The organism is Anaerosporomusa subterranea (assembly GCF_001611555.1).
Taxonomy (GTDB): Bacteria; Bacillota; Negativicutes; order Sporomusales; family Acetonemataceae; genus Anaerosporomusa; species Anaerosporomusa subterranea.
In genome coordinates, this window is record NZ_LSGP01000025.1 from 162,411 (window position 1) to 186,668 (window position 24,258).

General features: G+C 47.7%; 25 protein-coding genes. 2 read left to right on the plus strand and 23 right to left on the minus strand.

Going from position 1 to position 24,258, the window contains the following annotated elements; translation table 11 throughout:
• Positions 1-131 precede the first annotated feature (131 nt).
• The 10 genes from pdaB to thiL all read right to left on the minus strand — a co-directional run bounded on the left by pdaB (position 132) and on the right by thiL (position 9,493).
• Positions 132-872, minus strand: a complete 741-nt coding sequence (gene pdaB / locus AXX12_RS15710; protein WP_066244808.1) for a polysaccharide deacetylase family sporulation protein PdaB — start codon at positions 870-872, stop codon at positions 132-134.
• A gap of 246 nt (positions 873-1,118) precedes the next feature.
• Positions 1,119-2,765 carry a chaperonin GroEL gene (groL, locus tag AXX12_RS15715; RefSeq protein WP_066244811.1) on the minus strand — a complete coding sequence of 549 codons (1,647 nt, stop codon included), beginning with the start codon at positions 2,763-2,765 and terminating at the stop codon, positions 1,119-1,121.
• Positions 2,766-2,799: 34 nt separating this feature from the next.
• The gene (gene groES, locus AXX12_RS15720) at positions 2,800-3,087 is read right to left on the minus strand and encodes a co-chaperone GroES (RefSeq protein ID WP_066244813.1); all 288 of its coding nucleotides are present in this window, start codon (positions 3,085-3,087) and stop codon (positions 2,800-2,802) included.
• A 307-nt stretch (positions 3,088-3,394) separates the two neighbouring features.
• Positions 3,395-3,970 (minus strand): ANTAR domain-containing response regulator, encoded by a 576-nt coding sequence (locus AXX12_RS15725; protein ID WP_066244815.1) that lies wholly within the window; start codon positions 3,968-3,970, stop codon positions 3,395-3,397.
• A 3-nt stretch (positions 3,971-3,973) separates the two neighbouring features.
• Entirely contained in the window at positions 3,974-5,389 is a 1,416-nt protein-coding gene (locus AXX12_RS15730) for a histidine kinase N-terminal domain-containing protein (protein WP_066244817.1), read from the minus strand.
• A 306-nt stretch (positions 5,390-5,695) separates the two neighbouring features.
• Positions 5,696-6,745, minus strand: a complete 1,050-nt coding sequence (gene tsaD / locus AXX12_RS15735; RefSeq protein WP_066244822.1) for a tRNA (adenosine(37)-N6)-threonylcarbamoyltransferase complex transferase subunit TsaD — start codon at positions 6,743-6,745, stop codon at positions 5,696-5,698.
• Between the two features lie 122 nt (positions 6,746-6,867).
• Positions 6,868-7,329 (minus strand): ribosomal protein S18-alanine N-acetyltransferase, encoded by a 462-nt coding sequence (gene rimI, locus AXX12_RS15740; protein ID WP_407922277.1) that lies wholly within the window; start codon positions 7,327-7,329, stop codon positions 6,868-6,870.
• The gene (gene tsaB, locus AXX12_RS15745) at positions 7,322-8,032 is read right to left on the minus strand and encodes a tRNA (adenosine(37)-N6)-threonylcarbamoyltransferase complex dimerization subunit type 1 TsaB (protein WP_066244824.1); all 711 of its coding nucleotides are present in this window, start codon (positions 8,030-8,032) and stop codon (positions 7,322-7,324) included. Before tsaB ends, rimI begins: the two co-directional genes overlap by 8 nt.
• A gap of 2 nt (positions 8,033-8,034) precedes the next feature.
• On the minus strand, positions 8,035-8,490 hold the full coding sequence (tsaE, locus tag AXX12_RS15750) for a tRNA (adenosine(37)-N6)-threonylcarbamoyltransferase complex ATPase subunit type 1 TsaE (RefSeq protein WP_082816921.1): 456 nt from the start codon (positions 8,488-8,490) through the stop codon (positions 8,035-8,037).
• A gap of 16 nt (positions 8,491-8,506) precedes the next feature.
• Positions 8,507-9,493: a thiamine-phosphate kinase gene (gene thiL / locus AXX12_RS15755; RefSeq protein ID WP_066245227.1), complete on the minus strand. Its 987-nt coding sequence runs from the start codon at positions 9,491-9,493 to the stop codon at positions 8,507-8,509.
• 236 nt (positions 9,494-9,729) lie between these two features.
• Between thiL and alr the strand changes: the two genes are divergently transcribed.
• Positions 9,730-10,845, plus strand: a complete 1,116-nt coding sequence (gene alr / locus AXX12_RS15760) for an alanine racemase (protein ID WP_066244826.1) — start codon at positions 9,730-9,732, stop codon at positions 10,843-10,845.
• 320 nt (positions 10,846-11,165) lie between these two features.
• Here the strand turns inward: alr and AXX12_RS15765 are convergent, their stop codons facing one another.
• From AXX12_RS15765 to motA, 10 genes are all read right to left on the minus strand, one after another.
• On the minus strand, positions 11,166-11,738 hold the full coding sequence (locus tag AXX12_RS15765; protein WP_066244829.1) for a GerMN domain-containing protein: 573 nt from the start codon (positions 11,736-11,738) through the stop codon (positions 11,166-11,168).
• Positions 11,738-13,213, minus strand: a complete 1,476-nt coding sequence (locus tag AXX12_RS15770; protein ID WP_066244831.1) for an N-acetylmuramoyl-L-alanine amidase family protein — start codon at positions 13,211-13,213, stop codon at positions 11,738-11,740. The genes AXX12_RS15765 and AXX12_RS15770 overlap by 1 nt, the downstream gene beginning before the upstream one ends.
• A gap of 167 nt (positions 13,214-13,380) precedes the next feature.
• Complete coding sequence (locus AXX12_RS15775; RefSeq protein ID WP_066244833.1) at positions 13,381-13,605, minus strand: DUF3006 domain-containing protein; 225 nt, start codon at positions 13,603-13,605, stop codon at positions 13,381-13,383.
• A gap of 2 nt (positions 13,606-13,607) precedes the next feature.
• Positions 13,608-14,510, minus strand: a complete 903-nt coding sequence (locus AXX12_RS15780; protein ID WP_066244835.1) for a ComEC/Rec2 family competence protein — start codon at positions 14,508-14,510, stop codon at positions 13,608-13,610.
• A 48-nt stretch (positions 14,511-14,558) separates the two neighbouring features.
• Entirely contained in the window at positions 14,559-14,909 is a 351-nt protein-coding gene (locus tag AXX12_RS15785) for a type II toxin-antitoxin system PemK/MazF family toxin (protein WP_156478699.1), read from the minus strand.
• Positions 14,910-14,911: 2 nt separating this feature from the next.
• Positions 14,912-15,187, minus strand: coding sequence for a CopG family ribbon-helix-helix protein (locus AXX12_RS15790; protein ID WP_066245232.1), 276 nt, complete (start codon positions 15,185-15,187; stop codon positions 14,912-14,914).
• A gap of 174 nt (positions 15,188-15,361) precedes the next feature.
• The gene (locus tag AXX12_RS15795; RefSeq protein ID WP_066244839.1) at positions 15,362-16,915 is read right to left on the minus strand and encodes a bifunctional ADP-dependent NAD(P)H-hydrate dehydratase/NAD(P)H-hydrate epimerase; all 1,554 of its coding nucleotides are present in this window, start codon (positions 16,913-16,915) and stop codon (positions 15,362-15,364) included.
• The gene (acpS, locus tag AXX12_RS15800) at positions 16,893-17,294 is read right to left on the minus strand and encodes a holo-ACP synthase (protein WP_066244843.1); all 402 of its coding nucleotides are present in this window, start codon (positions 17,292-17,294) and stop codon (positions 16,893-16,895) included. Before acpS ends, AXX12_RS15795 begins: the two co-directional genes overlap by 23 nt.
• A 257-nt stretch (positions 17,295-17,551) precedes the next feature.
• Positions 17,552-18,322 carry a flagellar motor protein MotB gene (locus AXX12_RS15805; protein WP_066244845.1) on the minus strand — a complete coding sequence of 257 codons (771 nt, stop codon included), beginning with the start codon at positions 18,320-18,322 and terminating at the stop codon, positions 17,552-17,554.
• Position 18,323: 1 nt separating this feature from the next.
• On the minus strand, positions 18,324-19,103 hold the full coding sequence (motA, locus tag AXX12_RS15810) for a flagellar motor stator protein MotA (protein WP_066244848.1): 780 nt from the start codon (positions 19,101-19,103) through the stop codon (positions 18,324-18,326).
• Positions 19,104-19,361: 258 nt separating this feature from the next.
• Here motA and AXX12_RS15815 point away from each other — a divergent pair, with 258 nt between their 5' ends.
• Positions 19,362-19,829 carry a hypothetical protein gene (locus tag AXX12_RS15815; RefSeq protein ID WP_066244850.1) on the plus strand — a complete coding sequence of 156 codons (468 nt, stop codon included), beginning with the start codon at positions 19,362-19,364 and terminating at the stop codon, positions 19,827-19,829.
• 210 nt (positions 19,830-20,039) lie between these two features.
• Here the strand turns inward: AXX12_RS15815 and AXX12_RS15820 are convergent, their stop codons facing one another.
• From AXX12_RS15820 to AXX12_RS15830, 3 genes are all read right to left on the minus strand, one after another.
• The gene (locus AXX12_RS15820; RefSeq protein WP_066244852.1) at positions 20,040-21,245 is read right to left on the minus strand and encodes a molybdopterin molybdotransferase MoeA; all 1,206 of its coding nucleotides are present in this window, start codon (positions 21,243-21,245) and stop codon (positions 20,040-20,042) included.
• Positions 21,246-21,364: 119 nt separating this feature from the next.
• Positions 21,365-21,853: a ferritin gene (locus tag AXX12_RS15825; RefSeq protein ID WP_066244854.1), complete on the minus strand. Its 489-nt coding sequence runs from the start codon at positions 21,851-21,853 to the stop codon at positions 21,365-21,367.
• A gap of 111 nt (positions 21,854-21,964) precedes the next feature.
• Positions 21,965-24,049, minus strand: a complete 2,085-nt coding sequence (locus tag AXX12_RS15830; protein ID WP_066244856.1) for a thioredoxin domain-containing protein — start codon at positions 24,047-24,049, stop codon at positions 21,965-21,967.
• Positions 24,050-24,258: the final 209 nt, after the last annotated feature.

The following is a 24,258-nucleotide window of genomic DNA, read 5'->3' on the forward strand; positions in this document are numbered from 1 at the left end:
AGCACTAGCGGCGCAAAGATATCTTTATTATTCCGCTTCGCGGCGCTTGCGCGCTTTGTGTTCTTTGCGCTATTGGTCAACTGATATTTCTAATCCTTTAGTAAAAGCAGGCCGCTAGATAAGTCTAACGCCTAATGCCTTATAACGCCGTTCTCTGCATACTTTGTCAACAGCTCACCCACTGTTACAATCTGATATCCTTCTGCTTTAATTTTCTCAACCAGAATTGGTAGTGCCTCAGCGGTTTGCACTGGCGTATCTGACGCATGCAGTAAGATGATGGCCCCTGGCTTAAGCCGCTTGACCACTCTGTCAATAATCACATCTCTCCCGGGGTTTTTCCAATCCAATGAATCGGCATTCCAGATAATCGTCTTATAGCCCATTTCCTCTGTCGCCTGTAATGAGCGGCGGCTATAGTGGCCATTCGGCGGGCGGATTAATGCCGGTTCCACACCTGTTGCTTCTTTAATTTGCGCGTGCGACTTCTTGATATCTTCCTTAACCCACTCAGCAGTCATATCGCCATAGTTCTCATGCTTATAGCCATGACTGCCAATTTCGTGTCCGTCGTCGACCATGCGTTTTGCCACATCGGCATACTTCTGTGCCCAAGGCCCCATGATAAAGAAGGTTACCTTCAGATTATTCTTTTTCAGTGTATCGAGAATCGATGGCGTGAACTTATTCCCCCAGGAATGATCAAACGTCAATGCCACCACCTTCTGCTCGGTGCGGGTTCCGGCGATGGCGACCGGACCACTGTTGGCGTACTCTGCAACTTGGACATAAAATGAACTGATTGCAAACAAGCCAACAATACTATAAAACCAATATCTGCGGTTCAACCACCGACGCAGGTCGATAAGCACACAATCACCCCCAGCTAGACTACAGTAGTATTTATGCTGGGAAACTGATCAGTATGACGACATTAATCGCCAAACTCTTGCCGCTAGCAACAAGCCGGGAGTGAGCTGATGCAAAAAGAGGTTGCCCGTGAGTTTCATCAACTCATAGACAACCTCTAATCGTTTAGCTATTCGGTAATAAAAATGGTAACATTGACGGTTTTCAGATGCCTAAGCTCGCTCCGCTACCGGGGCGATGGCTTCTGATTACATCATGCCGCCCATTCCACCCATGCCACCCATTCCACCCATGCCGCCCATGCCAGCAGCAGCGCCGCCGTCTTTTTCAGGCTTGTCGGAAACAAGAGTTTCAGTGGTGAGAACCATAGCCGCAATGCTAGCTGCGTTTTGCAGAGCAGAGCGAGTTACTTTAGCCGGGTCAACGATACCAGCTTTAATCATATCAACATACTCTTCAGTCAGAGCATTGAACCCAAAGCCTTTGCCTGCTTTCTTGACGCCTTCCACGATGACAGAGCCTTCGTGACCGGCATTGTTGGCGATTTGACGAACCGGTTCTTCGATAGCGCGTCTAACGATTTGAACACCGGTTTTAACTTCACCAGCAACATCAAGACCGTCGAGTACTGACTGGATGTCGAGGAGAGCAGTGCCACCGCCAGCGACGATGCCTTCTTCAACTGCTGCACGGGTAGCGTTGAGAGCGTCTTCGATGCGAAGTTTCTTCTCTTTGAGCTCGACTTCTGTAGCCGCGCCAACTTGGATGACAGCTACGCCGCCAGAGAGTTTAGCCAAACGCTCTTGCAGTTTTTCTTTGTCAAAGTCGGAAGTAGTTTCTTCGATTTGCGCTTTAATTTGGTTGACGCGGAGTTTGATTTCTTCTTCCTTACCAGCGCCGTCAACAATAGTGGTTTCTTCTTTGGAGATACGAATTTGGCGAGCAGTACCCAGATCTTCGAGAGTAACGCTGTCAAGCTTACGACCAAGTTCTTCGGTGATGACTTTGCCGCCAGTCAGAATGGAAATGTCTTCGAGCATAGCTTTGCGGCGGTCGCCGAAGCCAGGAGCCTTAACAGCTACAGCCCGGAAAGTGCCGCGCAATTTATTGACAACCAAAGTGGCAAGCGCTTCGCCTTCCACATCTTCAGCAATGATCAGCAGTTCTTTGCCTTGCTGTACAACCTTTTCCAGGATAGGCAGCATGTCGGCAATAGCGCCAATTTTGCGGTCAGTGATCAAGATATACGGGCTGTTGAGAACAGCTTCCATTTTGTCAGGATCGGTGATCATGTACGGGGAAATGTAGCCGCGGTCAAACTGCATGCCTTCAGCGAACTCAAGGCCAGTAACCATGGCTTTTGATTCTTCAACAGTGATAACACCGTCTTTGCCGACTTTATCCATTGCATCAGCAATCAGTTTGCCAATTTCTGCGTCATTAGCGGAAATAGCGGCAACTTGAGTGATCGCTTCTTTAGTTTCCACTTTCTTGGAGGTTTTCTTGATTTCTTCAACCAGAGCGACAACAGCTAGCTCGATACCGCGTTTTACGATCATCGGATTAGCGCCAGCAGCGACATTGCGCATGCCTTCGCGAATCATCGCTTGAGCCAAGAGAGTTGCAGTCGTGGTGCCGTCGCCAGCCACATCATTAGTTTTGGTGGCAACTTCCTTAACCAATTGAGCGCCCATGTTTTCAAACGGATCTTCCAAATCGATATCGCGAGCGATGGTTACACCGTCATTGGTGATGGTAGGAGCGCCGAATTTCTTGTCAAGGACAACATTGCGGCCTTTAGGTCCTAGAGTTACTTTAACGGCATTGGCGAGGGCATTGACACCTCTCTCCAGTGCGCGGCGGGCGTCTTCATCAAATAGAATTTGCTTTGCCATTTATTCATTCCTCCTCAAATATGTAATCGAGTAATTACTTTTCAACAATTGCCAGGATGTCGCGTTCGCTGAGGATCAGGTAGTCCTGATTGTCGATCTTGATCTCGGTGCCAGCGTACTTCGAGAAAATTACTTCCTGGCCTTCCTTAACTTCAAGCGCCACTCTTTGGCCGTTGTCGAGAACCTTACCAGTGCCAACTGCAATAATCGTGCCTTTTTGAGGTTTTTCCTTGGCAGTATCAGGAAGAACGATACCACTTACAGTCTTTTCTTCTTTTTCCAGAGCTTTAATCACTACTCTGTCGCCTAACGGCTTAATCATTGAAAACAACCTCCTTTTATCCTGTACGATTCATTTGTTTATTTGTTAGCACTCACTCAACATGAGTGCTAATTACATAATTTATCATATAGAATCTGGCAACAAAAATCAAGGGGGTCAGCAAAAAAAATGGTAGATTATCCAGTATTTTTTTAATTCCCCCCGTGACCGTTGGTAGTATCTACAGTAAACGGAAGTTTTATACAGAAGAAAAGACCGCTGTGGCGGTCTTGGTGATTTTGAGATACGTCATAGTACATTGAACACAAGCGGAACTAGCGGTACACTAGCGACACAAACGGGCCTACTATTTTGTCGCCGCTCTGATAATCATCTCTGCGATTTCTCGAATGGACTTTCGCTTGTTCATGCTATACTGCTGGATGCGGCGATACGCTTCATTTTCAGTAAAACCGTGGGCCTCAATCAGGATACCCTTGGCCCTGTCGAGCAGTTTGCGGTTAACTAATGAATTCTTTACGTCTTCCAGTTCCTTTTCCAGTTCCATAAACTCATTGAACCGAGACATAGCTATCTCCATAGCTGGGAATAAATTGGCTTCTTTAACCGGCTTGACTAAGTATGCAAGCACTCCCGAATCTTTTGCTTTTTCTACAATTTCTTTTTGACTGTATGCTGTCAACAAAAGAACAGGCGCTAAGCGCTCGTTCGAAATGAGCTTGGCGGCAGCGATTCCATCCATTTCCGGCATCTTAATATCCATAATAATTAAGTCGGGCGAATATTTTCGTGCCAGTTCTACAGCCTGCACACCATCAGAGGCTTCCGCCAGCACAGTATGACCTGCTTCCTCCAACAATTCCTTCAGATCCATGCGAATGATGGACTCGTTATCGGCGATAATAATGCGTAGTGCTTGCATGATTTAGCCTCCTCCCGAAATTCGCGGAATGATGATTCTAGCTCGCGTGCCAGCGTTAGAATAAAGGGTGAACTGACCACCAAGGTCATTTTCCACCAGGGTTTTGACGATTTGCAGTCCCAAGCTGCGCGTTGCCTGTGGCGTAAAATCAGTAGGCAGGCCAACACCATTATCATAAATTTCGATTTGATACGCATCTTTGCCGGAAGCGATATCCACGCCAATTACGCCTTCATTGAGACCGACAAAACCATGCTCTAACGAATTTTGAATGAGTTCGTTGATGGCAAGCGCCAAACTGGTTGCTTGTTCTGACGGCAGAATAACGGTGGGACCGGTAAAGACAGTTTGAATATTAAAATCAGGTTCCAACATATTCTGGATGATTAAATCCAGAATATTCTTGGCGACTTCTGCAACATCAATACTTTCCTTGTCTTGCTGAGAAAGGAATTCGTGCACTACAGAGATGCTAAGAATCCGATTCACGCTCTCCCGCAGAGCGGCCTTCACCTCAGGAAAAGTGCTGCGCCGCGCTTGCAGGCGCAACAGACTGGCAACCGTCTGCAAATTATTTTTCACCCGGTGGTGAATCTCCTGAATCACCGCCGACTTAACCAGCAGCTCTTTTTCTTTTTTCTTGATGTCTGTCACATCGGCGATAAGCAAAATGATCCGGGTAGTTTGCCCCTTTTGCACAATCGGGATAGCGCGTTGTAGCAGAGTAGTCCCGCCAAGCTCCAGCTCATGCTCTTGCGATTGGTGAGTATGAAGTGCCCTTTGCGCAATACGAGCATTAAGGTTGCGGTCATAAATGCGCCGTCCGACGATTCTGCCAACCCCGAGCATTTTGTATATACTGACAGCTGCCGCATTAGCATAAAGAATCTGGCCATGACTGTCAATAATCATAATACCATCTCTCGGCGCAAGCGGGCGCTGAGTGCCGCCTACCGATTCAGCTGAAGCTAACAGCATTTTAGCTGTTTCGACCAAACTGCTCGAGCTGCCGGCGCCTGAATCATCAATGCTAGCTTCTAAACTAACAGCAGCGATAATGTTGCCGTGAGAGTCATGCAAAGGAAACGTATGCATAACGAGGGTCTCTCGGCCCCAGGCCCACTCACGCTGTCCGGTGATTGACTCGCCAGTAGTGATAGTTCGCCAAACGAGCGGTTCCTCTGAGGAGTGAATAGTTGAACCCAGCAAGTTTGCTTTATAGTCAATAAAGCTGGTATGAGGTTTGGCTTGCGTGACAATAACCAAGAAGTGATCGGCGGCCGCACTTGCATAAACAGTAATTTGAGCACAGGCAATGTCAGCTGCCAGTTCAATCATTCCCTCAATTGCTTCCAGCCCGGCGATTTGTTCTGCAGATAAGGCGGTTGCCTTCCGACAGATGTCTGCTGTAATACTCATTACGACCACCTACAGTGTACATTGTTAATATAATTGGATTATATTCAATCAGAATTAATAAAATCCTGTTTTAAATATAGAAAAATGTTATCTAATTGTGCAATACTACTCTCCATTTCGAAAAATCCCTGTGTACAAATCCTATCACATGTTTTTCATTGTGAGGTTATTCACATATTTTGCGATCTTTTCCCCAGACTTATCCACAAAACCCACAGGTTTATCAACAGCGTTTTTTCGGGTTTTGGGTCGTTTCTTGGCAATTAGCCACAGTATCCACAATTGAAGAACAAACTGTTTTTCGCCCTATTCTCCAAGTTTAAGCGAAGGAACCGCATTTAGCGTCAGATCGGATACTTTTCCTACTAGTAGCTTATAGTTAGCTCGACAGGCAATCATCGCTGCATTATCAGTACAAAGAGCCAACGGCGGCGCAAAGAAGCGAAGATTTTCCTGTTCGCAGATAACGCTCAGTTCACGTTTCAATTCTCCGTTCGCCGCCACTCCGCCGGCGACAACAACAGTATCCACTGCCGCTTTTCGCGCCGCCTGCAGTGTTTTATTAACTAGCACAGATACAATGCTAGACTGAAAACTCGCTGCGACATCAGCCAACACCACTGGTTCACCCTTTTGTGCAGCGCTATTGAGATAATTTAACACAGCTGACTTGAGGCCACTGAAGCTGAATTCCAAATTATCCTTTCCAGCCAAAGCGCGCGGGAAAGCAATCGCGTGCCGGTTCCCTGAAGCAGCCAAACGTTCAATTTCCGGGCCACCCGGATAGGGTAATCCCATAACCCGGGCAATTTTATCAAATGCCTCGCCTGCGGCGTCATCACGCGTCTGACCCATCAGTTCAAAGGTATTGTAGCCTCTCACATGGACCAAAGATGTATGACCGCCTGAGACAACCAGCGCTACAAATGGCGGCTCCAATTCAGGAAATGCCAACAGATTCGCGAAAACATGGCCTTCCAAATGATTGACGCCGATTAACGGCACATCGAGTGCAAATGCCATGGCTTTAGCGGCTGCCACGCCAACCAGCAGCGCCCCCACCAATCCAGGACCGTAGGTAACTCCTACTGCGTCAATATCGCTGAGCTTTTTGTCTGCAGCCGTCAGTGCCTCGTCGACTACCCCAATAATATTTTCAATGTGCTTGCGCGATGCGATCTCAGGCACAACCCCGCCATATTTTCGATGCAACGGAACCTGAGACGAAATGACGTTAGATAAAATAGTACGGCCACCTAAAACCAATGCTGCAGATGTTTCATCGCAGCTTGTTTCCAGAGCCAACACCAGCCGTTTCACATCTTGGTTGGCAGCGTGTATTTGAATAGTATCCATCAGACTGTCCTCCTCAAACAGCGGTTTCTAGCAGCCTTTAGTAACACCTGGCAGGGTTCCGGCATATTGTACTATACAATCACCCTCAGCCACGAAAGTGGCTATTTTTTTTACCCTGATCATTATGCCCAACGCGCTAAGTCTTCAAGCCAAAGCAAAAGAGCATCTTCACCATTATCTGTATAGTATCCCGGTCTCACGCCGCGTTCGATAAAACCGAATTCGGCATAGAGATGGCGGGCTGTACAATTCGAACGTCTGACCTCAAGTGTCATGCTTTCAACCCCATTGCTCGCCGCAATATGAAGCATCTGTTGCATCAGAGCTTTGCCAAGACCACGGCCACGGCAAGAAGCTTCAATAGCTACATTCATAATGTGAGCCTCGTCAAGCACAAACCACATTCCCGCATAACCGACAAACTTTCCGTCTTCTTTCATTACGATATACCTAGCCAGTGGATTTGATGACAGTTCTGTTTCAAAGGCGTCCCGACTCCACGGCATGCTAAATGTGGCTTGTTCTAGAGCAACAACCGCATCAATATCATCCCAAGACATCGCATAGAAGGAAACGTTAGCCACAGACATTTCCTCCATGACGCTGCTCCCACAATACTTCGGCTTCAGAGCGACGTATATAAAGCGGTTCTAACGCTTCAATGTCATCTTGTTGACCGTTGCGCAGCCGTTCCAACCCGAGCAACGCTACGCTGCCTGCCCGGGGGATCACTGAATGCGCTGGCGGCAAGAAAAGATTGTCATATGGTTGCGCCTGATCCTGAAACATAATCGCAGCCTCGCCCAGCAGCACCACAGATGTCTCCATTTGCGACAGACGGAGCAAAAGCGAATCTGCGGCTGCAACTGCTGGAGCAGTTAGCTCGTGAAACCCGTCTAACCGCCACTGATATAAGGCAAAATAGACATTGCCCTTTTGCGCATCAAGCATTGGAGCCAAGGTGACTCCAGGTGCATAACAACCAAACGCGAGAGCAGCCATTGTCGGCACGCCAACAAGCGGCAGCTTCAGCGTATATGCTAATGCCTTGGCTGTGGCAAGACCGATACGCAAACCGGTAAACGATCCTGGCCCGATACTGACAGCAATCGCAGTCAGGTCAGACCTCTTCTGCGATGCTTTATCCAGCAAGTCGGCAATATGGGGCATCAGGTGTTCTGAGTGCGTCTTCTTCGTTTGCAAGGTTATTTCTGCTAACAGCCGATCCGACTCGGCCAAAGCAACACTAGAGACAACAGTGCTAGTATCAAGCGCTAAAATGCTCATTGTCAGCTCAACTCCTTCAGCAGAACCGAATAACGGTTTCCGTGCGGCGTAAGTGTTATCTTTCTGGCTTGTCCATCAGACTCAGGCGATAATTCTACCCACAGCGCTTCTTCTGGCATACTCTCTGGAAACATATCCGGCCATTCGATGAGAGTTACACCGCTAGGACCGCTATACTCATCAAAACCAATATCGATCAATTCCTCTGACCGGCGGAGGCGATATAAATCGTAGTGATAAACAGGCAACCGCCCTTGGTATACCTGTAATACGGTAAAGGTCGGGCTAGTTACAGGATCAGTCACACCTAATCCACGCGCAATTCCTTGCGCCAATAGGGTTTTGCCAGCGCCAAGAGTACCTGTCAGGCATAAACAATCGCCAGCCTGTAGCCGAGTCCCGATCCGAAAACCAAACTCCTCGGTTTCTTCTGGTGTCATCGTAAGTAAAGCTAACACATCGATTCTCCTTTGGTTAACGAAAATGATTATATCCCTTCGGCTTGATCGCCACTTTCGAACCATCGTTGGCAATCAAGGTTACCTGTCGTTCTGAGCAGACTTCACCTATCACTCGGCAACTTCCGGCTATCTCTAGCTGGAGAAAACACTGAGCGGCTTGTGGCGGCATAGTAAATAACAGTTGATAGTCTTCGCCGCCATAGAGAGCGTAGTCCAGGCAATCTTGCCCATTCCGGCTGGCAAAACACTGCAGTTCACTAGACAGCGGTATCTTATCAGCATATATAATGATTCCAACCTGACTGGCATTGGCAATTTCGTTGGCTTCGCTAGCCAATCCGTCACTGACGTCATCCATCGCTGTTGCTCCGGCGGCGGCTGCTGCTTGTCCTAACGACACTTGTGGTTTGGGGGTGAGATGGGCTGAAATTAGGTGAGGCGCTTGCTCAACCGGATTTTCTGTCAATAGCCACGCCAAACCAGCCGCCGAATCACCAAGACAGCCTGTTACTAACACCAGATCTCCCGGGCAGGCCCCCGAACGACGAATCATCCTCTCAGGCACTACATCACCAGTTAGCGTTACATTGATCACGATCGGACCTGGACTCGACACCGTATCACCGCCAATGATATTGACCCCATACTCTCGTCCGATCGACTTCATACCCTCATATAGTTCTACCACAAACTCAACGCTGCTAGTTTGCGGCAAAGAAAGCGACACAGCAGCCTGCCTGGGTCTGCCTCCCATGGCGGCGATATCGCTAATATTAACAGCCAGCGACTTGTAGCCGAGTTGCCAAGGAGATATCCACTTCAAATCAAAGTGAACTGTTTCCACAAGCATATCGGCAGTCAGTAGCTGCAGCCGTCCTGGCTCAGGCCAAAAAGCGGCCGCATCATCACCAATGCCAAGTTCGAGGCCGTTTGGTTCGACAATTGTTCCCTGCTTTATCAAATCAATCAGACCGAATTCACCCAGTGTTTTTAAATTCATCTGTCTCACCTGCATGAAAAAACTTCCTGTTTCGCATATCATAGTATAGCACAACAAGAAAAAAAATTGTATTCCCTAGAGGATTTAGCCCTTGAATCGCTAACACTTGACATATACAGCTTGTTGAAACTTATTTCCCAGACCGTTCAGTAAGTTCCAGATGTTGTTACCTCTGATGCTAGTCAAAGGCTTGATGCAACATAGCGGTCTGACACATACTATTCGTGGAGGTTGCTATGAGACCAACAATCGCTTATGTCGATCTAGCTGCTATTAGGCACAATATGAGTACCATCCGTAAAGCAGTTTCTCCCACGGCGGAAATTATTGCCGTTGTAAAAGCCAACGCCTATGGACATGGCGCAGTACCTGTGAGTAAAGCGGTATTAGCCTCAGGCGCTGATTCACTCGCGGTCGCCATTCCTGAAGAAGGTGGACAACTTCGTCAAGCGGGAATCACCGCCCCAATACTGATTCTAGGTCTATCTTTACCAGAGGAAGCCCCTTACTATGTCGAGCAAAATTTGACGGCAACAGTCTCGACTATCGAAGGCGTAATGGCTTTGTCCCAAGCGGCGCGTCAGTTGGGCCAGAAAGCTAACCTCATGGTCAAACTCGACACTGGGATGGGCAGAATCGGTCTTTTGCCTGCTCAAGCGTTCGATTTCATTCAGACTGTGTCCAAGCTGCCAGAAATTGAACTTCGCGGCATTATGACCCATTTGGCTTCCGCAGATGCTGCAGATAAAACCTCTGCCTATCGGCAATTGGCTGTATTTGAACAATTGGGACAGACACTCAGAGATAGTAACCTCTCTGTCCCGGTCCTGTCAGCGGCAAACAGCGCCACCATTATCGATTTACCGGCAGGACATCTGTCTGCGGTCAGACCGGGTATCATCCTCTACGGCCTGCCGCCATCAGAGCAAATGAAAAATCAGCTTGATTTACAACCAGCCATGGAGTTCAAAACCAAGATTGTGTATATAAAAAGAGTCCCCAAAGGAACTCCTGTCAGTTATGGAGGAACCTACACGACCACTAAAGATGTATATCTAGCGACACTCCCTATCGGCTACGCGGACGGCTACAGCCGCCATCTCTCGAATAAGGCGTCAGTTCTCATAAACGGCAAGCGCAGACAGCTAGTCGGTCGCGTCTGTATGGACCAGGTGATCGTCGAACTGGGAGAAACCTGTGATGCGTCCATCGGCGATGAAGTGGTATTGTTTGGCCGCCAAGGTTCTGAAGAAATTACAGTAACTGAATTAGCCGGATTGGCAGGTACAATTAACTATGAACTGGTATGCGCCGTCAGCCAGAGAGTACCGCGAGTATACCTTAATGAATAAGAAAAACTACACATCTTTCTGATAGCTAAGAAAAACTGCACGCAGTCCTTTAGGAGTTACGGAGACGGAGAACGTTAACCGCAGAGTACGCAGAGTAACACAGAGGATATCCGCAGAGGGTTACTAAATACGGTTTTCCTATAGAAATATCATACTCATTCGTTCCCTCTGTGTCCACTCTGCGACCTCTGTGTACTCTGCGGTATCATTCTTCTGTAAGCGGCGGCCCTTGTTTTATCTAAATTTGCGGTCTCAAAAAACTTATAATCTCTGTAAAAAAGGCAGCCAAACGAGTTATCTCGCCAGGCTGCCTTTTTGCATTATTTTGTGCGTTTAATAATCTTTTCCGAACGGCTGAGCGGTTCACTGATATCCAGATGTCCCCCCAGTGTTTCAACCTTTTTCCCCTCGATTAATATCTGCACAGACTTAATTTCAGGGAATTCGGTCAAGGTATTTACGATTTCCGCCACAAGCAGAATCTCGTTGGCTGAGCCACCGCCGAATCTTCTCAGATTCGAGCTAAAGTTGGCAAAAGCCACACCATCTTGAATTTTTAAGCTAAGTAATTTAGCGCTTACCGGCATGACTCGCATCAAGCTTTTATCGATTGGCTCAGCCGCTAATAACGCAATCGCAGTTCGCGCCGGATTGTCGTTTTTATCAACGACGTGGATCTCTGGTACTAAATTCATAGCATCCTTTGTTGCATGATACACCGTAATGCGCATACTTTCCTGAGCCTTACCTGCATCCGGATCTTTGGTTTTATCTGAGGTAGTTTCTGTTCTGACCAGGTTTTTCTCCAAAACCGGGGCCGAATCAGAGCAGCCAGCTGCCAGCAGGATAATGGCACACAGTGCAAGCGCAATCCATTTGCTTCTCGCTGTCACTACTCTTCACCTCCCTGTTTCGACGCCTGCGCGAAGAACTTATCAAGTCCGCGTACGATTCCTTGCGCCATTTGTTGTTGAAATTGTGGCGACCCCAGTAGTTTTTCGTCATTTTTATTTGACAAAAAGGCAAGCTCAATCAGAGCAGCCGGCATCATCGTCCGTTTGATAACATAGAAATTAGCTGAGTTTACTCGGCGGTCGGCTAATCCGCCTGCTTGCAGCAGTGATTGTTGAATACTTTGCGCCAGCATGACATCATACGGCGTCTTTTGATAAAAGTATGTAGAGGTTCCGCTAACATCCCGGTTTACGGAAGAGTTAGAATGGATGCTGATAAACACATCTGCTTTTTGATTATTAGCAATAGTCGTTCGGGATTTAAGTTCTTCCACATCACTAGCATCTGGCCCATACACATCAATATCAGTTTCACGAGTCAGCAGCACTTTCGCCCCAGCCTTCTGCAAAAGCGCTTTCGTCTGCATAGCGACAGCTAGGTTAGCGGTCTTTTCTTGCAAACCGCCAAGCCCGATGGCTCCTGGATCACTACCCCCATGCCCGGGATCGATAACAATCACTTTATTTGCCAGGCCAGGAGTAAACGTAAACTGCACCGGCGGCAGTTTTTTATCGATATCAAGAACAACTCGGAACGGCTTGTCCGCCTTTGGATCGGCAGGTAAGGTAAATAATTTGTAATCACCAGACTCCAACATCAACGGTAAGTCAACAATCAAGCGACTGCCAGCGCCCCCCGGGCCCGGTATAATTGCCGCGCGATCAATAATCTTACTATCAAACTCATACTCACGGTCAATCTTCCCAGGTGCAGCTCCCTTTACATCAACAAGCAAGCGTGGTAAAGGCGTAGAGCTGAGCGATGCCGAGGCGACCACAGGGACGCTCGAATCCAAAACCATGCGTATCTTGCTGGCTCCAGTTACAGCGTCAACATGGGTATATGACCGCATTTGCAGCAGTTGAGGACCTTGAACAACCGGTTCCACCTGCTTGTCCAACGCTGCAGAATTAGGATTGCGATTAATGTCGACAACAACGCGAAACACCTTATTCGCTTGCGGGTTTCCAGGCAATGTGAATACCTTGAAATCATTCATAGAAATCTTCTGCTTCAATTCAAGCATCACCTGAGTGCCAACTGAATTAACGGCAGAACTGGCACGACTAACTACTTCGTCTTCAACTTCCAGACCGAGTCCTTCGGCAGGCACAGCATCTTTTATGACGACCGATAGCCGGGAAGACGCACCACCAACAACGACAAAGCCTTCGGCCGTAACCGGGCGAGATACATCAAAAACATATCGCATGACATTAGTACCCAAACCCTTATCGACAAACGGACCAGAGCGGATACCGGTTATCTCAGCCTTAGCCGCCGATTCCGCCAGCGAAACTTGCGGAATACTCAGGCACCATAAAAGCAGAAACCACATTACCGTCCGACGCAAATAGCAGCACCTCCCATATTGCGACGTATTGTATACATATTCTGCTTTTATCGTAAAATTCCTGCAAAAACTGATGTAAAATGTTGTAACTCATATAAAAAGGCAAAAACAGGCGGTTTGTCCTAATAAGAAAAATGCGAGCGGCAGAAATCTGCCGCTCGCATCAATTACTTTTGATTTCCCTCCAGCAACTGTCGCAGTAAATCTTCAACTTCTTGCTTGGCTGACCGGCTAGCCTCTTGATCGATACGGAAGCTAACTTCCAGATGATCTCCCTCAGCTACTCCCTGTGGCAAATACTCACGCGGCCAAACGGAACGCGCTTCGGCCTCACCGATCAAAAGAACAGCTTTATTTTCTTCAATCCGATCAATGACGACTTTGAGCTTCATCACTACTTCTCCTTCGCGATCTTATAGGTTTTGCCATCACTAGTGATAGTCACCGTTCCATCCAGATCGGTACGGTAGATTTTCATCTTAGCATCCTGATATCGCTTCATTATCGAAGGATGGGGGTGATGATAGTCATTATTAGCTCCCACAGAAATGACTACTGCTTCAGGAGCTACTGCCTTTAAGAAGGCCTGTGACGAAGACGTGCGGCTGCCATGATGCGGACTTTTTAGCACCTGGCTCTTTAAATCAGCTCTGAAGCTCTTAAGCATTAGCTCTTCAGACTCTGTCTCCGCATCACCAGTCAGCAGCATAGAAAAATCGCCATAGGATAATTTTAGAGCAATAGAACTGTTATTGACGTCCGAATCACTGCCTTTGATAAATTCTTTTTCAGGAGCAAACGCTTTTAAAGAAATACCATCACCTAAGTCTACACTGCCCCCTGCTTGTAAGCGGGAAAAAGGAATTTTCTTCTTTTGCACCGTGGTTAGATAATTGCGGTATGTGGCTGTCGTAGCAGGAAACGCGCTATCATATACCTGTTTAATCGGTATGTTTTCCATCAGTTCGGCCATACCACCTAAATGATCAGCATGGGCATGGGTGATGATTACCTTGTCAAGAGCAGTTATTCCTGCCTTCTTTATGTACGAAACGAGTTTTTCTTTTGTACCTACATCACCTGTATCGATTAGAATTGCTTGTTTAGGGGTCTGTATCAGAATTGCATCAGCCTGACCGACGTCAAGTACTTTTACAGTAAGATTAGCCGCGGCGTTTGAGTCTAATTTTGCTCTAGACTTGGGCTCAGCAGCCGGAGCGTTGCCGCAAGCACTGACCAGCAACAAAAGGATCATCAATAAACTAATAACCAAGTGGTTAGTTCGCAATTTAGGCATATCATCGTCTCCTATGCATCAAAAACGGTATCACAAAACCTCGGCTTGCTACAGTGGAACAAGGCCGAGGCTAACGCGAATCGCTTCGTCGACTTTAGTCATCGTCTCATCAGGTAGATGAGTAATTTTTTCTTTAAGACGGCGTTTATCAATCGTTCGAACCTGTTCAAGCAGCAGAACAGAGTCTTTGTCCAAATTACATTGTTTGCCGTTAATTTCAACATGGGTTGGCAGCTTAGCTTTTGATATCTGTGATGTGATGGCAGCGACAATTACAGTTGGACTGTATTTGTTGCCAACATCATTCTGTATAATTAGAACCGGCCTGTGCCCACCTTGCTCTGAGCCGACTACCGGATTGAGGTTCGCGTAATAAATATCTCCGCGCTTTACCTGCATAGTCATTCACGCTCCGCAAACAAGACCGGCATCACGGCAAATACCTCATCATCAGCTACCGCGCCTTCCTCTGCCAGCGACAGATTAATGACAGCCATTTCCTGATAGCCCTTTTTCATCATATCCCGTACCGCCTTGCGTTTTCGGTCTTCGATGTATAGTCGCATTGCTTCACGAATAAACTGACTGCGACTGAGTTTATCCACCGCTACAATCCCGTCCACCTCCTGCAGCAGACTGTTGGGAATACTAATCATGATACGTTTCAATTCGGCCACGCCCACACCCCCGCCTCCGCAAACATACGACACGCTAGTATAGCATAATTATATGAATCACGATATACCATTGTCAATGTTTATATATATTATACATTTCTCCTCTAAAATCCTGCTGGTGATTTCAGTTAAAAATTGGGGGGTATTTACTCAGTATGGACATATAGTAAATTTTTATGCTTTTTTAGTCAAGCTGTGGATAGCGGCAGGAATCGCCTCAGCTAAATCGCCAGCCGTCATGCCAATCATGCCGCGGTCAGCAGCGATATCGCCGGCTAATCCGTGAACATAAACCCCAGCCACCGCAGCATCATGGCTAGACAAGCCCTGAGCGATAAAGCTGGCAATAATACCTGCCAAAACATCGCCGGTTCCACCGGTTGCCATTCCAGGATTACCAGTAGAATTGAGATAAACCTCGCCATCGGGGAAAGCAACGACCGTCCCTGCGCCTTTCAACACAACAATGCTCGCCCAATCAATCGCTGCTTGCCTGGCAACATATAAGCGATCCTGGCTAATCTCTTCAACCGTTAACCCAGTCAGCATCGCCATCTCACCAGGATGTGGCGTCAATACCGCCAACGCTTCCGTCTGTTGCAAGATATTTATATCAACTGATAATGCGGTTAAAGCATCTGCATCAATAACGAGTGGGCGGCGAGCCTCTTTAATAAACTGTCTAATGGCAGTTTGGGTCTCCTCGCGTCTGCCTAAACCAGGACCGATTAGAGTGACATCACTTTGCATCGCCAATTCATCCATATATGGCACAGACTTTGCGCCAAGGGCCCCGTCTGCATTCTCCGGCCAAGGACAAGTCATCACTTCAGTCAGTTTAACCTCCAGAACAGGATTCAAGCTTGCGGCAATACCGAGAGTAACTAGGCCAGCTCCCGAGCGCAACGCTCCCGTCGATGCCAATACTGCAGCACCAGTCATCCCCTGTGACCCAGCGATCACTCCTACACGACCGCAACTGCCTTTATGAGCATCTGGCGCTCGTAAAGGCAACAACGAACGAACATCTTCGGCTGTCACGGTATTTTGTTTAATTGCTCGGGACTGAAGTAAATCTGCCGGAATACCAATATCAACCACCGTTACTTCGCCAGCGTACGCAGCGCCGGGATGCAGATAGAGTCCTGGCTTAGGCAGACCGAAGGTCACGGTTTTCGCCGCTTTAACAGCGGTACGAGTTACGCAGCCAGTATCAGCTTCAACGCCGGAGGGAATATCCACTGCAATAATAGGCTTACCGGATGAGTTCATTAAATCAATGGCCGCAACCATACGCTCACTAGGAATACCGTGCAGACCTGTGCCAAGCAAGGCATCTACCAAACAGTCGGCAAAGGAAACAGCGACACCGGCCTTATCCCAATCTCGTTCTCCAGCTATCTCCAAAATATCGAGGCCCATCTTTTGCAAAACGGTAAAATAAATCAGTGCCTCCCCAGAAAGAGAAGATATATCAGCAGTTAAGCATACTTGCACTTTATAGCCGTGATTCGCCAGACGCCTGGCCACGACAAATCCGTCGCCGCCATTATTACCCTTGCCGGAAAAAACACAAACTCGCTTCCCACCAGATCTAGCTAATAGGGTTTCCACCGCAGACGCGGCTTCGATTCCCGCACTTTCCATCAAAACAGCACCAGGGATTCCGTAATCTTCCATTACCAAGGCGTCAATCTGACGCATCTCAACCGATGTGGCAACTTTCATGTTTTACACCTCCCCATGTTATTGCCTGCGCAACTGCAAAGTCTCTGGAATGGCTCAGGGATAGATGGACTTCCACGACTCCCATTTCCCGGGCAATCGCCGCGAAGAAACCGCCTAGTTTAACAGTGGGTTTACTATCTGGTGCGGATAATATCGCCACATCAAGCCAGCGCCCCTTAGACAAACCTGTTCCCAGCGCCTTCATCACCGCCTCCTTGGCAGCAAACCGAGCCGCATACGAACTAGTCTTCTGCGCCCCTCTTGACTCGCAATACTCCCGTTCCTGATCAGTAAATACCCGTTCCAAAAAACGTGGATTCTTCACCGCCTCAGCAATCCGTTGAATCTCAACAATATCTATTCCTGTTCCTAAAATCATTGTATCACCTCAAGCCTCATATACCAATGAAGGTAATATACTATTTCGTTATTCTCTGACACAGAAGCCCAAGGGCGTTCAGAAAGGTCCAGGTGCTAGGCAGGCCCGCTACCCCAGCAGCGACGCGTACTGGATGTACGCTAGCAATGGGGTAGCGGGCCTGATTGCGCAATTCTTGGCGCGTCAGCGCCTTAGAGTTGGCGGCATACCCTTTACGGGTGCAACGCAGATGGGCCTTTATCAACGCCCGACTAGCACTATTGTCTGTACTGGCGCAGTATCAGCACCTCAACCCTTCGATTTTTCGCCTGGCCCTCTGGGCTGGTATTCGGCGAAACAGGCCGGTATTCGCCATGTCCTGTTGCATTAAAACGGGCAGGGTCAAGTTGTGACTGCTGCGATAGAATAAAACGCATAAAGTTTAACGACCGCTTTGAGCTTAGCTCCCAGTTAGATGGAAACTCGGCTGTATTGATCGGGACAGTATCAGTATGCCCGGAGATCATAACCTTCTGAGGTACCGCCAGTAGAAGTTTGGCGATTTCTCCGCCTAAGCGACGTGATTCAGGCAGCAGTTCGGCACTACCGGAAGGAAACAGAGCGCTGTCTCGAATACGAAGCATTAGCCCATCACCTGTCAACATTGTGTTGAGATCTCCAGTTAGATTGTTTTGCTGAATATAGGTGTCTAGCGCTCGCTTTACTTCCAGCAGTTGCGCTGTCTCACGAACATATTGCTGCTGTTTATTATCCGCAGGATTGATTGCCTCCATCTGTTGTGGCGATTCTGGCGGTCCAGCAATAACAGTAGGAGCAGAACGGGATTCAGGCATAAGTGAATTGGTTCCCGCACCAAAAGCGGAGCCAAACGATGCTCTAATTTGCTCAAATTTTTTCGCGTCTACCTGAGCGGAAGAAAACAGCACGATAAATAATGCCAATAATAATGTCAGAATATCGGCATAGGGGATTAACCATGACTCGTCCGCATGTTCTTCATGGTGTTCTTGGTGCTTTTTCTTTGCCATATTAAGCCTCTTTCCGTCTCAGCGCATCACGCTCAGCCTGAGGAACAAAGACCAGTAGTTTCGCTTCAATCGCCAACGGCGAATCCCCTGCCTGTAACGACAGTATGCCCTCAATCATCATCCGTTTAATCTCTGCTTCTTTCTTAGACAACATTTTTAGTTTATTAGCAAATGGATTCCACAAAACATAGCCGGTAAAAATGCCCAACAGAGTAGCGACAAATGCTGCCGCAATCGAATGACCCAGCACCTCAATATCATTTAGATTACCCAGTGCGGCGATCAAGCCGACAACCGCGCCCAAAACGCCCAAGGTCGGCGCATACGAGCCTGCTTGGGAAAATATAAGCGCGCCTGTACGATGGCGATCTTCCATTGCCGCCACATCGGCATCTAAAACATCCTGCACAAACTCCGGATCCATCCCGTCGATGACCATACTCAAGCCATTTTTCAAAAATGAGTCGTTAACTTCACCCAATCGGCTTTCTAACGCTAAAATCCCCTCACGCCGGGCTGTCTGTGAAAGTTCCACAAATAAAGCTAATAAATCAGCTTTAGGCAAAAGAGTTTGTTCCTTAAATAACTGCTTAAACAACACGGGGAGCTGCTTCATCTGAGCCATTGGGAAAGCGTTGAACAAACTGGCTGCAGTTCCAGCGAATATGATCAAGAAGGCTGCCGGGTTATAAAGCGCGGCCAGGCTGGCTCCTTTCAGTACCATACCAACACCAATCGCCAGAAAACCAACGACCACCCCAATTACGGTTGACTTTTCCAAAAAAACACACCCTCCTAATAAGTCCAGGCGCAATCGGACGCACTTATTCTTTCTTCTTCAACAAAATTCTCCATGTATCCGGTATTTCCTGCCTCTAATTAACTTGAATTGGCAAAAAAACAACTATAATCAGTTAACAATTCGTTAAGATCGATTCCTTCTATTGCAATTTTGCTAAATTAGGAATACTACAAGGTATTATGCAGGTTCAGCCTGGTTATCCTAAACCTGGAAATAGAAGGCGAGGGGAGTAAACAAGTGGCGAGAAAAATATCGATTGGTTTAGCTGCCGCTGGAATCATCGGAATCATGATCAGTTTCGTTATCTGGCATTCTGCATCAACATATATGCAAAGCTTTCTTAGCAGCGGCAAACCTTTTCACGATCAGACTGTTATCACTGCCATTGTGGAAGACAGTATTCATAATCCTGACGTGCAGCAAATATTGCGCACTCAGATTATGCTGTATTTGAAATCGCCTGAAGGCAAGGCGAAGTTGGTTGAAATGATGAAGTCTCCAGAAATGATTAAAGCAACAGCCGACAACCTGAAGTCACCGGAATTACGCCCAGCGGTTATCCAGCTAATGCATGACCCCGCATTTCGCGAAACGCTAGTTGGTATTGTGCGGGATGCGCCGGAAATGCGAGTATTGCGAGTACTGGAGTCTGCGATCGAGTGGAATATACCTGCTGAATCCAGTAGCGAAGAAAGAAAAGACTGAACAGGGCAACAATGCCTCTGTTCAGTCTTCTTCTTTCTCAAAACTTCTAGAAACTATAACAGTAGAAGTGCAGTAGCGCGAAGCCCGCGAAGCGCGCAAGCGTCGCAAAGCGGAGGTAGAATTATCTCTTTGCGCACTTTGCGTGCTTTGCGATCTTTGCGCTATAAACGTTTCCCCGTTCACCAAAAAGACCAAACGACGGTTTTAAAATCACAGCAACTCGATTTCGACTTCGGCTCCAGCCGCTAGTGGTGGACTATTCGCAGGGATGATAATCAGCGCATTGGCATGACAAGTGGATTTAAGCATGCCATTTCCCTGTAGACCAAGCGGTTTAACCCAAAGCTGATCCCCGTCTTGCCGCCACTGGGCCCAGATGAATCTTGGCACATTGCTGCTTTTCTCATAAGGTTCCAGCAAATATGCTTTCAGGCGTTGTCGCGTAAAATCCCGACAGCCACCCATCTTCAAAAGAACAGGCCGAACCAACTGTTCAAAGGCGATGCTTGCCGCCGCCGGGTTGCCAGACAACCCAATGTACAGTTTGTTGTCTTTAATGCCTGCTATGACAGGCATTCCGGGTTTAATCCCTACACGTTCAAATAAAATCGTTATTCCCTGTTTCTCAAATGCTTCACCGATTAGGTCATAATCACCAACTGACGCTCCTCCGGTCGTAACTACCAAATCGCATTCTTGCGTAGACACGAGCATTTCGTCAATTACCTCGACCGAATCGCCAGCAGTCCCCAGCAAATACGCCACCCCACCTGCTTCAGATACTTGCGCGCTCAGCATGAAACTGTTGGAGTTGCGAATCTTTCCGGGAGCAAGTCGTTGATCAATGCCAACAATCTCACTGCCTGTCGCCAGTAAGGCCACGCGGGGACGGCGATAGACCAGCGGATTAGCCACACCCAAAGCGGCTAGCAGCCCCATCACACCGGGATTAATCAGCATGCCTGGGAAAAGAACCTCTTCCCCGCAAAAGATTTCCTCGCCTTGCCTGCATATACTTTTTTCTGCCCCTTCACCTGCGAACAGCCGGACAATATCACCTGACTGTTCTGTGTCCTCAAGCCGAACAACTCCAGTAGCGCCTTGAGGAATGGGAGCGCCAGTCATAATGCGACTAGCCGTTCCGTTCTCAATTGTCTTCTTCGGCACAGCGCCAGCTGGAATTGTCTCGATCAGCTTCAAGGCAACCGGCGCCGCATGAGAAGCTTGACAGACTTCACTGGCAAGAAGCGCATAACCGTCAAGCGGCGAACGATCAAACGGCGGAAAGTCCAAGTCGGATACAATGCGTTCAGCCAATACCCGATGCCAGCAGACCTCAAGCGGAATCCGTTCTGCCGTTATAACCTCAGTAGCTGCCAACAGTATTTTCCGCGCTGACTCCAACGGCAGTACCATTACATTCACTCCCTCATGCTTGTCTACAGATATACTTCCCGGAAATGTTCATCATTCCTGCAACAGGCAAAAATAAAACCCGACGGCTCATATGAGCCGCCGGGTGGTCGGACCGATAATTAGTCGCGGCCCCGTTTGCCAAGTTCTTTGTCCAGATATAGCAAAGCGCGATCGCCAGTCATGCGGATCTTTTCCAGCACTTCACTGGCAGAAGCTTCTTCTTCAACCTGCTCACTGATGAACCATTGCAGGAAAATCTGGGTTGCATAGTCTTTATTCGCGAGCGCCACTTCATACAATCCGTTGATGGAAGCGGTAACATACTGCTCATGTTCCAAAACTTGCTCAAACATTTTCAACGGAGTTCCAAAATCAGCCGGAGGAGCCTGGATAGCCTGAAGAGCCACTGTGCCGCCCCGCTCTAACAAATAATCATATAGTTTCATCGCATGGCTGACTTCTTCCTGATACTGAATCCGCAACCAAGATGCAAATCCTTTCAGGTTTTTCGCTTCACAATCTGCCGCCATGGCTAGATACAAATATGCAGAATATGTTTCTTTTTGGATTTGTGTATTGATGGCATCTTGAACAGTTTTATTGATCATTATTTTTATCCCCCTTCTTGTCGCAAGCAGGTTATGCTTGTTTCTGTGCCTTAATTATACCAAACAGTTCCAGTAAAGCGCAAGAGTTTTTTTAGTAATTAATAATAATTATTAATTGTTTCTTCCTGAGAACTCGTTCAATAGCTTTTGGAACTGCTCCACCTCGGTAATAGGCGGGCGACATTTTGTATCATCACAAATATAGGCTGCTGCCTGCCCTGAGACTGCTTCTTTTCCACTAATACTTGCAAAAGACTCGGCATCCTCACAGGGCTTATCGATGTCGCGAAACAGGAGTGTAACTTCAGGCATGTAGAATTGCTGAACAGATGCAAGCATAGACTCCGTCCGCCTATCCTCACGCGAACCTGCGATAACGATCTGTTTAGGTGGGTCCAGATACAAGTCCAGAGCCAGCAAGAAAAATACGTAGCCCATTGGCATCTGGCGGACTTCTGCTGTGAAAACGCCCATCGCCGCCTCAACGGCAGCAAGTAATGAAGAATCGCCCGTAAGCCGGGATAGTTTTACTAACGCAAAAGCCGCCACCGAGTTTCCTGACGGAATGGCACCATCGTACAGTTCCTTCGGACGTATCAGCAGTTCCTCCGCATCCTTGCCGGTAAAGAAAAAACCGCCTGCTGTCTGATCAGCGAACAAAGCAATCATATCCTCAGCGATCAGTATGGCTCGCTTTAGATATCCGATATTAAAAGTCGCTTCATATAGCTCGATCAACGCCCACAGTAAGAATGCATAATCATCTAGATAAGAAACATAAGCTGCTTCACCCTCCCTGAAGCGGGCCAAAATTCTGCCATCATCTCGTGTCAACCGAGTTTCGATGAACGTCAATGCAGACTCAGCCGCCCGCAAACAATCAGGATTCTCCAGCACTTTACTTGCTTTCGCAAGCGCAGCAATCATTAATGCATTCCAAGAGGTTAGTACCTTATCATCGCGAAACGGTCTAACCCGCTGTTCGCGTAACCCATACAGTTTTTTGCGACCTTCAGCCAACAAAGTGGCAAACTCCTGTTGATCCATGCGCAATTTGCCGGCATACTCTTCAGGATTCCGGCCAATCGCGTGGAGAATGCTCTTGCCATGTTCAAAGTTTCCCTCTGCGCTTACATGGTAATAATCCGCAAAAATACAACCTTGCTCCCACCCTAACGCATCGACGATTTCGTCTTTCGTCCAAAGGTAAAATAAGCCCTCGACTCCCTCAGAGTCGGCATCTTCGGCAGAGTAAAACGCCCCCTCCGGACTTGTCATGTCTCGCAGCACATACTCAATGATCTCTTCGGCTACCCTAGCGTACTCGACATTACCAGTTGCTTGACAAGCCTCAAGGTATGCGTAGCAAAGCAAAGCATTATCATACAGCATTTTCTCAAAGTGAGGCGCAAACCACATGAGGTCTGTTGAATAACGACAGAAACCAAATCCCAAATGATCATATATGCCGCCTTGCCGCATCCCAGTAAGCGTCTTTTCAACCATGGCCAACGCTTTTTCTTTACCCGTCCGGCGCCAATAATACAGTAAGAACAGCAGATTGTGAGGAGTCGGAAATTTCGGTGCAGAACTGAAGCCGCCGAACTCGCCATCAAAGTATTTTTTCAGACCGGCATAGGCTTGATCAAGCTGAGCCGAACCTAATCCTGTGGCAGGATTCGACACTGAACGCCGCAACAAAGACTGCACAATCTCATCACCATAGCTCGCCAGTCGCGAGCTATCTTGCCGCCACTGAGAAATCACGTTCCGCAATATATCTGTCAGACCAGGCCTGCCCCACTTGCTTTCTTTAGGGAAATAGGTACCCGCAAAGAAAGGTCTTTTGTCCGGCGTCAATAAAACAGTCAGTGGCCAGCCGCCACTGCCTGTCAGCGCCTGGCAAACTTCCATATAAATATGATCAACGTCAGGCCTTTCCTCGCGGTCGACTTTCACTGATATGAAGCCATCATTCAAGATAGCAGCTACGCCGTCATCCTCGAAAGATTCTCTTTCCATCACATGACACCAATGGCAGCACGAGTATCCACTACTGAAGAACACTGGCTTATTTTCTTGCCTTGCTTTTTCAAATGCTTCATCGCACCAAGGATACCAATCTACTGGATTATAGGCATGTTGGAGCAGATACGGGCTTTTTTCCTTTATCAAACGATTAGGCGTTTTGTCCACGAAATCACCCCTATGTATTAGTTACATTACATGGCACGTTCATGATTAGTATGTACAAAAAAACACCATCATTACGCTGATAGTGTCATATGCTTTAGCTTTATACATTCCTGTTATCCTTACATGCCGCCTAAATGGGCAAGTAAATCTCGAATGGCTTGGGCGACTGTATGTAGGGGATAGGAACCAGCTTTTACAACTGCTGCTTT

Bases quoted from the DNA above. Each gene is read 5' to 3' on its own strand.
- AXX12_RS15795 (WP_066244839.1), bottom strand. From the start codon at position 16,915: ATGAAAGTTGCCACATCGGTTGAGATGCGTCAGATTGACGCCTTGGTA.
- groES (WP_066244813.1), bottom strand. From the start codon at position 3,087: ATGATTAAGCCGTTAGGCGACAGAGTAGTGATTAAAGCTCTGGAAAAA.
- AXX12_RS15820 (WP_066244852.1), bottom strand. From the start codon at position 21,245: ATGGTACTGCCGTTGGAGTCAGCGCGGAAAATACTGTTGGCAGCTACT.
- AXX12_RS15825 (WP_066244854.1), bottom strand. From the start codon at position 21,853: ATGATCAATAAAACTGTTCAAGATGCCATCAATACACAAATCCAAAAA.
- tsaD (WP_066244822.1), bottom strand. From the start codon at position 6,745: ATGGATACTATTCAAATACACGCTGCCAACCAAGATGTGAAACGGCTG.
- AXX12_RS15775 (WP_066244833.1), bottom strand. From the start codon at position 13,605: ATGAAGCTCAAAGTCGTCATTGATCGGATTGAAGAAAATAAAGCTGTT.
- thiL (WP_066245227.1), bottom strand. From the start codon at position 9,493: ATGAATTTAAAAACACTGGGTGAATTCGGTCTGATTGATTTGATAAAG.
- tsaB (WP_066244824.1), bottom strand. From the start codon at position 8,032: ATGAGCATTTTAGCGCTTGATACTAGCACTGTTGTCTCTAGTGTTGCT.
- AXX12_RS15730 (WP_066244817.1), bottom strand. From the start codon at position 5,389: ATGAGTATTACAGCAGACATCTGTCGGAAGGCAACCGCCTTATCTGCA.
- AXX12_RS15785 (WP_156478699.1), bottom strand. From the start codon at position 14,909: ATGCAGGTAAAGCGCGGAGATATTTATTACGCGAACCTCAATCCGGTA.
- AXX12_RS15805 (WP_066244845.1), bottom strand. From the start codon at position 18,322: ATGGCAAAGAAAAAGCACCAAGAACACCATGAAGAACATGCGGACGAG.
- groL (WP_066244811.1), bottom strand. From the start codon at position 2,765: ATGGCAAAGCAAATTCTATTTGATGAAGACGCCCGCCGCGCACTGGAG.
- AXX12_RS15780 (WP_066244835.1), bottom strand. From the start codon at position 14,510: ATGCCTAAATTGCGAACTAACCACTTGGTTATTAGTTTATTGATGATC.
- AXX12_RS15725 (WP_066244815.1), bottom strand. From the start codon at position 3,970: ATGCAAGCACTACGCATTATTATCGCCGATAACGAGTCCATCATTCGC.
- alr (WP_066244826.1), top strand. From the start codon at position 9,730: ATGAGACCAACAATCGCTTATGTCGATCTAGCTGCTATTAGGCACAAT.
- acpS (WP_066244843.1), bottom strand. From the start codon at position 17,294: ATGATTTTAGGAACAGGAATAGATATTGTTGAGATTCAACGGATTGCT.